This is a genomic window from Methanobrevibacter sp., assembly GCF_050872065.1.
Classification (GTDB): domain Archaea; phylum Methanobacteriota; class Methanobacteria; order Methanobacteriales; family Methanobacteriaceae; genus Methanocatella.
Map to the genome: position 1 here is coordinate 1 of NZ_JBNMGD010000046.1, position 11,170 is coordinate 11,170.

Sequence of the window (11,170 nt, forward strand, 5' to 3'; positions counted from 1 at the left end):
AATTAAATTTATTAGATTATTTGAGGTTTATCAATGTTTGATAATTTAAAGGATGAAATTAAAGCTGTTAAAGAAAAAGATCCTGCTGCAAGGTCAACATTAGAAATTTTCTTATGTTATCCTGGATTCTATGGTTTATTGATGCATAGAGTTAGTCACTGGCTTTGGAATCATTCTTTTAAGCTTTTAGCTCGTATGAACTCTAATTTAGCTAGATTCATTACAGGTATTGAAATTCATCCTGGTGCAACATTTGGTAAACGTGTATTCATTGACCATGGTATGGGTGTCGTTGTTGGAGAAACAGCTGTTGTCGGTGATGATGTATTAATATATCAAGGAGTAATTCTTGGTGGTACTAGTACTGAAAAAACTAAAAGACATCCTACAATAGAAAAGGGAGTTATTATTGGTGCAGGTGCGAAAGTAATGGGTAATATTACTATTGGAGAATATTCTAAAATTGGTACTGGTGCTGTTGTATTAAAGGATGTTCCTTCTGAATCAACCTGTGTTGGAGTTCCTGGACGTATTGTAAAACGTAAAGGGGTACCTCATGAAAAAGTTGATTTAGATCACAACAAACTCCCTGACCCTGTTGCAGATGCAATTAGGACTATTACTAAGCATCTCCAAGAAAATGATGAACATATTAAGGTGTTATATGATAAGAATGAAATTTGTTTAACTGATGATATCAGGGAGGAACAAGAATCTTTAGAAGATTTATTTAGAAAAGAGGAATGATATTATGAAGCCACCTTGTGAAATTGTAGTTTGGTATGTGATCCCAGCTATTAGATCAGAACTAGCTAAAGAACTTTTGAATTTGGGTATGAAACAAAAAGAGGTTTCAGAAATTATGGATATTACCCAGCCAGCAGTTTCTCAGTATATTACTGATAAACGAGGTAGTGGAATCAAACTCGAGGATAATGTTAGGAATATGATTAAAGAATTTGCTTTTAAGCTATATCAAAATGAAGCAACTAAAGCAGATTTGATTTCAACAACTTGCAAAATTTGTGGGCATGTTGAATTACCCGATATTTTAGATCAACTTAACATTGATAAATCTGAACTTGGAGAAGATTGTCAATCTTGTATGGCTAGGGGATAATGTAAAAGGAAATAGTAAAGTATTTATATGGTTAATTACTAATACTTTATTATCCTTTAATTTTGTGGCAAGTTTACCGAGTGGCTTAGGTGTGTGGCTGCAGACCATAATACGGGGGTTCAAATCCCTCACTTGCCTTTTTTTAAATACTATTTTTTTGAGGTTATTTTTTATGGACGTCTATTCAACTTTAACTCGTAGTAAAGAGAATTTTGTAACTATTAATAAAAATAGGGTCAACTTATTTGTATGTGGTCCTACTGTTTATGATGATGCACATATTGGGCATGGGAGAACATATATTTCTTTTGATACAATAAAAAGATATTTAGAATACAAAGGATATGCTGTATTTTACATTCAAAATATCACTGATATCGATGATAAAATTATTAATAGGTCAAAGGAAAGTGGAATTCCAGCAAGCGAGTTAGCTCGTAAATTCGAAAAAAGATACATTGAAGACATGAATAAATTAAATGTCAATGGTGTTAATTTATTTGCAAGGGCAACTGATCATATTGATGAAATTCTAGACCAAATCCAAAGATTAATTGATAAGGGATTTGCTTATGAAACTGAAGATGGGGTTTACTTTGAAATTGAGAAGTTTCCGGAATTTGGTAAGCTTTCAAACAGGAATATTGAAGAATTAGAATCACATAGAGATATTGCAGAGACTACTAAAAAGAATCCTCAAGACTTTGCGCTTTGGAAAAAACGTATTGATGTTGATGAGCCAACTTGGTCATCTCCATGGGGAGAAGGAAGGCCTGGATGGCATATTGAAGATACTGCAATCACTGAATATTACTTTGGACCTCAATATGATGCACATGGAGGAGGATTGGATCTAATTTTCCCACACCACGAAGCTGAAATTACTCAAATGGAAGCAGTAAGTGGAAAAGCTCCTATGGTAAAATTCTGGTTACATACTGGATTTTTAAATGTTAATGGGGAAAAGATGTCAAAATCATTGAATAATTTTATCACTATTCGTGAATTGTTAGAAGAGTGTGATCCGGATACTTTTAGATTTTTCGTACTTTCAACTCATTATAGAAGTCCTATTGATTTTTCAAAAGATTCACTTCATCAGTCTGAAAAAAGCTTAGATAGAATTAGAAAATATTATGAGCTTTTAGATGTTGAAGTAGATGAAAATAAATATGAATGTAATATTTTAACTCCTCACATGGAAGAATTCTTCAGCAGTATGGATGATGATTTTAACACTCCAAAAGCTATTGCAGCAATTTTTGGATTAATAAATGATACTAAAAATGAATTGTTTGAATTCTCTAGTGAAGATAAAAAAGCTATTAAATCATTTTTAGATATTGTATCTAATATTTTTGGTGTTAGCTTTGAAGCAGAGGCAGTAGATGCAGGATCTGATGAGTTACTCAATGTAATTTCTGAAGTTAGATCTCAGTTAAGAGCTAACAAACAATATGAGTTATCTGATAAAATTAGAGATGACTTACAAGCATTAGGTTATGATATTAACGATTAAGAGAAATTATTTTCTCTTTTTTGTTTTTTAAAACTATTTAACTTTTTTTTTAATTAATCCTGTAAGATTGCATTCAATGCACATTACTCTTTTTTTTTGTTTTAATTTTTTTAGGTTAGCAAAAACTTTATATACTAAAATAACAGATGTTATATTTGTATAACATGAGTTATAATTTATTTTTTTATGTTCTTTGGGTAAATCAAATTTCAATATATGAAAAAATAACTATTGTTATATAATGATATAACACGTGGTATGTTCAAGTATGTAAGTAATTATTAATGAAAAAGGCATTGAAAATTTGAAGTTGTTCTCAATACTTGCAATATTGTAGATGCTAAAAGTCTTGAAATGTATCTTGCAGGTACAAACAAGAATTAACTGAAGTAATAAGAGTAACAATTGATTTCATAAACTTTTTCATTGATTTAGAATATGTGTGTGATTTAATAGAAGATTTAAATCAAGTTTTAGATTATTTTGATTGGTTTAAATCTAGAATAACTAAATTTGGAGATGAAGTATGTATTTAGATAACTCCGCTACTACACAAGTTAGCCAAGAAGTTTTTGAAGAAATGAAACCTTATTTTAGGCAAGAGTTTGGAAATCCTTCCACTCTTTATAGAATTGGTCGTGAATCTAAAAAAGCATTAGATCAAGCTCGTAAAAGAGTGGCAAATGCGATTAATGCAAAACCTGAAGAAATTTATTTCACTAGTGGTGGATCAGAATCAGATAACTTAGCTATCAAGGGTATTGCTTTTAAATTAGCAAAAAAAGGCAAGCATATAATAACAACTCAAATTGAACACCCTGCTGTCAAAAAAACAGTAGAATTTTTAGAGTCTTTAGATTTCAAAGTCACTTATTTGCCTGTTTATGAAAATGGAATTATTAAAATTGAGGATTTGAAAGAAGCCCTTACTGATGAAACTATTTTGATTAGTGTAATGCATGGTAATAATGAGTTGGGCACTATCCAACCAATTGAAGAGATTGGTAAAATAGCACATGAAAACGGAATTAAATTTCATTGTGATGCTGTTCAAACATTTGGTAAAATTGAAGTGGATGTTGAAAAATTAAATGTAGATTTACTGGCTTTATCTTCCCACAAGATTAATGGTCCAAAAGGTGTTGGGGCGTTATATATTAAAAAAGGAACTCATGTGGAACCTTTAATTCATGGTGGAGGTCAAGAAAAGGGGATTCGTTCAGGTACTGAAAATGTTCCTGGAATTGTTGGATTTGGAAAAGCATGTGAATTAGCTGTAGATAAGCTTGATGAACACTATGAAAAACTAGTATCAATTAGGGATGAGATTTCTGATAAAATATTAAGTACTATTCCTAGGACTTATTTAAATGGTGATGCAGAAAAAAGATCACCTAATTTACTTAATTTTAGATTTAAGGCTATTGAAGGAGAATCTTTAATATTATTACTCGATGCAAAAGGATATCAGGCTTCAACTGGGTCTGCATGTTCTTCCAATACGTTGGAAGCATCTCCAGTTTTAACTGCGTTAGGATTAGATCCTGTTGATGTACATGGGTCACTTAGAATATCTCTTGCTCCGGAAAGTGAAAAATTCGATGTAGATGATTTTGTTAACACTGTTGCAGAAGCAGTTGCAAGATTAAGAGAAATGTCACCACTTTGGAATCAAGAAATTGATTATGATGATGTAATGTGTAGAAAATAATAGAGGTAGGTGTTAATATGGATTATTCAGATAAAGTAATGGATCATTTTACAAATCCAAGGAATTGTAGGAAAATGGAAGATGCAAATGGAGTTGGAACCGTTGGAAATCCAACTTGTGGGGATTTGATGACAATTTATATTAAAGTCGAGGATAATGTTATTCAGGATATTTCATTCCAAACATTTGGTTGTGGTGCTGCAATCGCAACAAGTAGCATGATTACTGAAATTGCTGTTGGAAAAACATTGGAAGAAGCATTGAATATTTCAAGAAATGATGTGGCTGAAGAATTGGAGGGTCTTCCACCTGTTAAAATGCATTGTTCAAACCTTGCTGCTGATGCTCTTCAAGTTGCCATTGAAAATTATTATGAGAATAATGTTGAAAGTATTGCCAATAAATAATCTTTCTACATATGTAATTTGAATTTTCACTACTTAGTTTATTTTAATTTAAAATAATATTATTAAATGGACATTTAGATAATAATTAATAATATATATTAAGAATAAAAAATATAAAATTAATAAATTTTATTGGAGATGTTATTCATGGCAAATTTTATAAAATGTGAAAAATGTGGAAGTATTTTAACTATGTTTGTTAAAGGTGAAGGAGAAGTTTGCAGTCCAGATTTACTTAAAATTCCTGTACAAACTGAAGGAGAAGTATCTCCTAAACATAAACCTATTTTTGAAATCGACGGAGACAATATAAATGTAAAAGTTGGAGAAGTCGCTCACCCTATGGATGATGATCACTTTATTCAATTTGTTGTTGTTGAAGCAGGTTCAGAATTGTATGCAAAATGCTTCAAACCAGGAGAAGTTGCAGAAGCAACATTCACTATCGGTGCAGATAAAGCTGCTGATGCAGTGGTATATGCATTCTGTAATTTACATGGACTTTGGTCCAGTGAGTAAGTTTAGAATTTATTTTTAAACTTCTTTTTTTTATTTTTTAAAATAGTTTGTTTTTCTATGAATTATATTTTTCATGAAAAATTTTAATAATATCTTTTTATATATTTAATATCGTGTCTAGTTATAGTAAATTAATAATTTTTATTTTAGTTTTATTGTTCATTTCTGCAGCTATTATATTTATTGATAGTTCAATGGATAATATTAATAAAACCATGCCAGATATTAGTGATTCCGTTGTTAATGGAAATAAAGAGTATAATGAAGCTGTTCAATTAGTTAATGATAAAAGCTTTGATGAAGCAAAGAGTAAAGCAATATCTGCTGGAGATAATTATAATAGTAGTCTAAATCAATTGAATGATATACGAAATAATTTTTCTTCAGATATAACTAATGTTCAAAAGGAATATATTGATACTGTCATCAAAGAATTAGAATTAAAAATTAATGCTGTTAATAACTTAAAAGAAGCTATTGGATGTTTTGAACTTAATTCAAATTATACTGGTACAACTTATGCTTCACAGGCTAATGATTTAATTTATGAGGCGAGTGAATATCAGTATGAACGTGATTCAATAGTAGAAAATAATTCAGACTTATTTAAACAACAAAATTTTATTATATGATATATGGGGTTTTAAATTGAAAACAAAGTGTCCAAAATGTAAAGGGATTGGTTCAGTTGTTGCGGACTATAAAGAATGCAAATCTTGTGGTGGAACAGGATATGAAGATGATGCTTTTGATATTGGTAATCATTTTAAAGGTATAAACAGTAATGCAAAAGCAAAATTTGACTTGGGTGGTGAAGAAGATGTTCCATGCGAGGTATGTAATGGAAAAGGCCAAGTTGAAGTTTTTGAAGAATGTCCTCATTGCCATGGAACTGGTGAGATTAATGTATGTAGAGATTGCGGTAAATCAATTGGCGATCAACATGACTTATGTGCTAGCTGTGAAGAGAAAAGAAAGTTAAAAAAAGCTAAACATGACAAATATGAAGCTAGTAGAAGTGCAACTCGTGATGTTTATGTATTGGATTCATTATGTCGAATGAGTGACATTGACAAGGACAAGTTATACAAAGGAAGAATTACTAGAATTGAAAAATTCGGTGCTTTTGTTACTTTAAACAAAAATGTTTGGGGGCTTATGAGAGGAGACAATTTCGGCCATAAGGTTGGCGATGATGTAATTGTATTTGTTACAGCAATTAAATCTAGAGAGAAAAAAATTGATTTAGCTCCCGCTAATGTTGGATCTTATAATATTAAAAAATTAACTAAAACATTCCCTAGGACATTAATTAGTAATCTTGATGAGAAAAAAGGTAAGATGATTAGAATTGATGGGGAAGTTCAGCAAATTCAACAAACTTCTGGTCCTACTATTTTTATAATTAGTGATGAAAGTGGAACTACTGAAATAGCTGCTTTTGATAAAGCAGGTGAGAGGTCCTATCCTGAAATTGAACTTGGTGATGCGGTGCAGGTTGTAGGTGAAGTTAACGAACATGGTGGAAAAACACAAATTGAGTCATCTTCAATGGTAAAACTTAATGAAGAAAATACTGCAAAGTTACATAAGTTAATTGATGATGCATTAAACAAGAAAGCTGAACCGCAACATGTCGATTTCTTAGTCAAAAGTAATATTTTAAATAGACTCAAACCTAAGATGAGGGAGGCAGCACAAAGAATCAGAAGAGCAATACTTGATGGTAGAACAATTTTAATCAGACACCATAATGATGCGGATGGTATCTGTTCAGGAGTTGCAATGGAAAAAGCAATTATTCCATTAATAGAAAAAGAAAATCCAAGTAATGATGCTCAATATTATTATTTTAAAAGGTCTCCAAGTAAAGCACCATTTTATGAGCTTGAAGATGTAGTTAAGGATTTATCTTTTGCATTAGAAGACCAAGAAAGGCATGGTCAAAAATTACCGTTAATTGTTCTTTTAGATAATGGATCTACTGAAGAGGATATTGTTGCTTTAATGCAAGCTAAAATTTATGATATTGAAGTTGTTGTCATAGATCACCATTCTCCAGGTGAATTACTCACTAAAGATGTTCAAAATGGTGAGATATGTGGTGCTACAGTTGCAGTTGATGAATATGTTGATTGTCATGTAAATCCATATTTAGTCGGTGGAGATTCACAATTAACAGCAGGAGCTCTTGCAACAGAAGTTGCACATTTAATTAATCCAGATGTAGAGGAATTAATTAAACATTTACCTGCTATTGCAGCATTAGGAGATAAAGCTGAATGTGGTGAGGTCCAACAGTATCTTGAAATCGCAAGTCAAAAAGGATTTGAAAGAGAACATTTAGCTAAAATTGCAGAATGTGTTGACTTTGAAGCATTCTTTTTAAGATTTATGAATGGTAGAGGAATAATGGATACAATTCTTGCTGTTGATAATATTGATAAACATGAAAAGATGATTGATGCTTTATATAAAGAGTATCAAAAAAGGGTTGATAATCAACTTAAAGCAGCACTTCCAAATATTAAAAGAATTCAATTTGATAATGGAATTCATTTTAATCTTATTGATGTTGAAAAATATGCTCATAAATTTACATTCCCAGCTCCAGGTAAAACCTGCGGTTTTGTTCATGATAAGATAAAAGAAGAGTTAGGTGAAGATAAACCTATCGTAACATTAGGTCATGGGCCTGATTTTGGTGTATTTAGGGCTACTGATGCGGTTAATGAACAATACGGTTTTAATGTAAATGAAATTGTATCTAAAATGATAGAGCTTGTACCTCAAGCAGGTATTGATGGAGGAGGTCATGAATGTGCTGGATCCATTAAATATATTGAAGGATTAGGGGAAGAAGTTTTATCTAATGTCATTGGTGAAATTCAATCTTTATCTAAAAATTAAGATATAAAATGACTTTAAAGAATTATTGTGAAAAATGCGGTTGTAGAATTTTTCCAAATAATTTGTATTGTCCTAAATGTGGGTGTAAAACAGGTTATACACAAAAGGAAGATAATTATGTTTTCACACCTCCAGTACATAATATTGGGTTTTTTAATTTTCCAATTGATTTTTCTCCATATATCTTAAGTAATCGTGATGATTTTGAATATGATATATGTAAGTGTGGGTACATAAATAGTGTGGAAAATGAATTCTGTTGGATGTGTGGGGAGAGAAGGTTTCATAGTAAATTATCTAGGATTCTAAAAAAGAAATCCAAATCAAAATTCAATTTAGATAATATTTTATGTGAATGTGGTGCAGTTAATTTTAAGGGAAATTCATTTTGTGAGATGTGTGGGAAACAATTGCATGAAACTGAGACACAGGAAGAAAACAACAATTATAATAATTTTGATTTAGAGTTTAATAGTTCTGTTTTTTGTTTTTGTGGTGAAGAAAATGAGGCAAATTCTCAATTTTGTAAGAATTGTGGATTGCCGTTGAAGAATTATGGTAATTTATCTGATTTAGCAGTATTATGTGTTTGCTCCACTTTAAATGATATTACTTCATCTTTTTGTGTTGAATGTGGAACAGACTTAAAAAATGAGAAATCACTTATTATTTGTGTTTGCGGACATAAAAATCCTATTTTTGCTAAATTTTGCGAAAATTGTGAAAGGCCATTAAATCCTAAGAGATTAATTAATTCAAGAATAGTTTGTTCTTGTGGTGAAATTCTTGATTGGAATACTGAGTTTTGTTCTAATTGTGGTAAAAATATTAGAAATAGAATAGTTCTAAAAAATTCTATTAAGGATACAGTAACAAGTATTAAACGGATTTTTAAGTAGGTTGTGATTATTTTGAAAAGTTGTGGTATTTGTGGGACTTTAAATTTTAAAGAAAATAATTACTGTATTCACTGTGGTAATAAATTTATTCTAGAGAATATTTGTCCTTATTGTGATTCAATTAATGAAAATCATGCTAATTTTTGTGTTAAATGTAATAAACAAATTAATCCAGTTTTCATTGATGATTTTGATGTTTTATTTAGTGAATTTAATGAAAATTTATTATTAAATGCTAAAATTACTGATGAAGAGTATAATGCTCTGTTGAATGATATTTTTTTAAGAGCAAATTATGTGAGAATTCATGGTAATACAATAAAAGAGAAAATCTTAAATTTTGCTAGTGTATTTGCCGAATGTAAAACCAAAGCAAAAGGATATGAAAGAGGATTCATATTTTTAGGCAATAATATTTTTTATGATGATCGATTAGATGATTCTGTTCAAATTGCAACTATTATTCATGAGTTAGCGCACTATTTATTATTCACTATTATTGAATCATTATTATGTTCTATTTTTAATGTAAAACCTTCAACAACATTGCAAAGTTTCATATGGTATTTCTTAATGCTTCCTGAATTTAAAATTATGAATGAATACTGTGCACACACTGTTGAAGGTAGATTTATTCCATACGGATATCAAAATTATGGATCTTTTAACGTATTGGTGAAAGATGCTCCATTTGATGAGGCATCTATAAAAACTATGGTAATGTTTGGTAATTCATTTGCAAATGAAATAATTGTTTATTTAGAAGAATATATAAACAATGAGTTGAGGCAAGAAATAAAATCACAATATAAAAGAGATCTAGAAAACAAAAGTTATGATTCAATATTGTTGGAAACAGATGAATGTTTTAGTTTAAATGATAAAAATAGTATGTTAATTAAAATTTTGTATGATATTTTTAAAGAAGCTTCAAATCCTAGTGTTAGGGAAGAATTAAAAAGTATAAGGGACGGGTTTGATTTAAGTTAATCACTATCCTCTTTTTCCTTTTTTACTTTAATAGTGTCTAACACATCCTTTCCAGTCTCTGTTAACCTATATAATCTTCCTTTACGAGCTTCTTCGTTTATACATTCAACAATTTCTTTACTTTTTAATTCACTCAAAACCTTTGAAATATGGTTGGTTCTAATTCCACTATCTTTTGCGATGTTAGTTGGTATTTTAACATCATCACCAATGGATTTAAGTGTTTTTTCTCGGTATTTGGAAATTTGAACATATGAAGTTAATTTTAAAAGTTTGTCCTTTTCACTTTCCATGCTTGAATATTATGTTATTTGTATTATTAAATATTTTATGACATATTACACACTAATTAAATTATTATATATTTTCCAATTAATATATTAATAAAGAATGTTAAAAATTATATCAATAAATATGTGTGTACTTGATTTATATGAAATGTAAAAATTGTGGTGTTGAAAATAAAAAAAATGCGAAATTTTGTGGAAACTGTGGAAGTCCACTTAATGTAAGTAATAATAGTGGAAATAATTCCAAATATCTAATTGTGTTATTAATTATTGTTATTGTAGCTCTTGCAGGTATTATTGGATTTCTTGCATTAAATGGTTCTGATAATAGTGATATTCCACAAAATAATACTACTTCTCAGGGAGTTAGTTCCGTAAATAGTCAAGATTCTAGTAGTAATGTTAAAACTCAAGAAACTTCATCTCAAACAACTGAATCTAAATCTTGGGAGCTAATTGGCAGTTATTCTGGTTCAGGTTCTGGTTCTAAAACAATTACTGTGCCTGAAGGGAAAATAAAAGTAGAACTTTCGGCATATCCTATCAAAAATTATGCAACTAATCATTTAACAGTTTCCGGATCTAATGGTGCATCTGGTGGAGTGAATTGGGGTTCTCATAGTGCTGTTGAGACTAAATCTGATTCATTTACCTACACTTCAGATTCTTCTGAAACATTTACTATTGATTACTATGAAACTGTAAGTTGGGAAGTTTATTTCTATAGATATCAATAAAAAAATGATTTTATATCATTTTTTTATGTACTTTTTTTTTAAAAAATTATTTAATTGATAAAATTATA

12 protein-coding genes and 1 tRNA gene are annotated in these 11,170 nt (G+C 29.9%); 12 read left to right on the plus strand and 1 reads right to left on the minus strand.

The window, feature by feature from the left end:
* Positions 1 to 33 precede the first annotated feature (33 nt).
* From cysE to ACR0P1_RS06665, 11 genes are all read left to right on the plus strand, one after another.
* The gene (gene cysE / locus ACR0P1_RS06615) at positions 34 to 747 is read left to right on the plus strand and encodes a serine O-acetyltransferase (RefSeq protein WP_432645617.1); all 714 of its coding nucleotides are present in this window, start codon (positions 34 to 36) and stop codon (positions 745 to 747) included.
* Positions 748 to 751: 4 nt separating this feature from the next.
* A complete protein-coding gene (locus ACR0P1_RS06620) occupies positions 752 to 1,120 on the plus strand; it encodes a transcriptional regulator (RefSeq protein WP_432645618.1) in 369 nt (122 codons plus the stop codon).
* 66 nt (positions 1,121 to 1,186) lie between these two features.
* Positions 1,187 to 1,258, plus strand: a tRNA-Cys gene (locus ACR0P1_RS06625).
* A gap of 34 nt (positions 1,259 to 1,292) precedes the next feature.
* Positions 1,293 to 2,639: a cysteine--tRNA ligase gene (cysS, locus tag ACR0P1_RS06630; RefSeq protein ID WP_432645619.1), complete on the plus strand. Its 1,347-nt coding sequence runs from the start codon at positions 1,293 to 1,295 to the stop codon at positions 2,637 to 2,639.
* A 526-nt stretch (positions 2,640 to 3,165) separates the two neighbouring features.
* Positions 3,166 to 4,350: a cysteine desulfurase family protein gene (locus tag ACR0P1_RS06635; protein WP_432645620.1), complete on the plus strand. Its 1,185-nt coding sequence runs from the start codon at positions 3,166 to 3,168 to the stop codon at positions 4,348 to 4,350.
* A 17-nt stretch (positions 4,351 to 4,367) separates the two neighbouring features.
* On the plus strand, positions 4,368 to 4,757 hold the full coding sequence (gene nifU, locus ACR0P1_RS06640) for a Fe-S cluster assembly scaffold protein NifU (RefSeq protein ID WP_432645621.1): 390 nt from the start codon (positions 4,368 to 4,370) through the stop codon (positions 4,755 to 4,757).
* Between the two features lie 147 nt (positions 4,758 to 4,904).
* Positions 4,905 to 5,276, plus strand: coding sequence for a desulfoferrodoxin family protein (locus ACR0P1_RS06645; protein WP_432645622.1), 372 nt, complete (start codon positions 4,905 to 4,907; stop codon positions 5,274 to 5,276).
* Positions 5,277 to 5,389: 113 nt separating this feature from the next.
* On the plus strand, positions 5,390 to 5,908 hold the full coding sequence (locus ACR0P1_RS06650; protein WP_432645623.1) for a hypothetical protein: 519 nt from the start codon (positions 5,390 to 5,392) through the stop codon (positions 5,906 to 5,908).
* A gap of 16 nt (positions 5,909 to 5,924) precedes the next feature.
* Entirely contained in the window at positions 5,925 to 8,186 is a 2,262-nt protein-coding gene (locus ACR0P1_RS06655) for a DHH family phosphoesterase (RefSeq protein ID WP_432645624.1), read from the plus strand.
* A gap of 8 nt (positions 8,187 to 8,194) precedes the next feature.
* Entirely contained in the window at positions 8,195 to 9,085 is an 891-nt protein-coding gene (locus ACR0P1_RS06660) for a double zinc ribbon domain-containing protein (RefSeq protein ID WP_432645625.1), read from the plus strand.
* Between the two features lie 12 nt (positions 9,086 to 9,097).
* Positions 9,098 to 10,075, plus strand: a complete 978-nt coding sequence (locus ACR0P1_RS06665; RefSeq protein ID WP_432645626.1) for a zinc ribbon domain-containing protein — start codon at positions 9,098 to 9,100, stop codon at positions 10,073 to 10,075.
* Here ACR0P1_RS06665 and ACR0P1_RS06670 read toward each other — a convergent pair.
* The gene (locus ACR0P1_RS06670) at positions 10,072 to 10,368 is read right to left on the minus strand and encodes a winged helix-turn-helix domain-containing protein (protein ID WP_432645627.1); all 297 of its coding nucleotides are present in this window, start codon (positions 10,366 to 10,368) and stop codon (positions 10,072 to 10,074) included. The two genes, ACR0P1_RS06665 and ACR0P1_RS06670, sit on opposite strands and share 4 nt — an antisense overlap.
* 140 nt (positions 10,369 to 10,508) lie before the next feature.
* Here ACR0P1_RS06670 and ACR0P1_RS06675 point away from each other — a divergent pair, with 140 nt between their 5' ends.
* Complete coding sequence (locus ACR0P1_RS06675) at positions 10,509 to 11,102, plus strand: zinc ribbon domain-containing protein (protein ID WP_432645628.1); 594 nt, start codon at positions 10,509 to 10,511, stop codon at positions 11,100 to 11,102.
* Positions 11,103 to 11,170: the final 68 nt, after the last annotated feature.

Bases quoted from the DNA above. Each gene is read 5' to 3' on its own strand.
- cysE (WP_432645617.1), top strand. From the start codon at position 34: ATGTTTGATAATTTAAAGGATGAAATTAAAGCTGTTAAAGAAAAAGAT.
- ACR0P1_RS06620 (WP_432645618.1), top strand. From the start codon at position 752: ATGAAGCCACCTTGTGAAATTGTAGTTTGGTATGTGATCCCAGCTATT.
- cysS (WP_432645619.1), top strand. From the start codon at position 1,293: ATGGACGTCTATTCAACTTTAACTCGTAGTAAAGAGAATTTTGTAACT.
- ACR0P1_RS06635 (WP_432645620.1), top strand. From the start codon at position 3,166: ATGTATTTAGATAACTCCGCTACTACACAAGTTAGCCAAGAAGTTTTT.
- nifU (WP_432645621.1), top strand. From the start codon at position 4,368: ATGGATTATTCAGATAAAGTAATGGATCATTTTACAAATCCAAGGAAT.
- ACR0P1_RS06645 (WP_432645622.1), top strand. From the start codon at position 4,905: ATGGCAAATTTTATAAAATGTGAAAAATGTGGAAGTATTTTAACTATG.
- ACR0P1_RS06660 (WP_432645625.1), top strand. From the start codon at position 8,195: ATGACTTTAAAGAATTATTGTGAAAAATGCGGTTGTAGAATTTTTCCA.
- ACR0P1_RS06670 (WP_432645627.1), bottom strand. From the start codon at position 10,368: ATGGAAAGTGAAAAGGACAAACTTTTAAAATTAACTTCATATGTTCAA.
- ACR0P1_RS06675 (WP_432645628.1), top strand. From the start codon at position 10,509: ATGAAATGTAAAAATTGTGGTGTTGAAAATAAAAAAAATGCGAAATTT.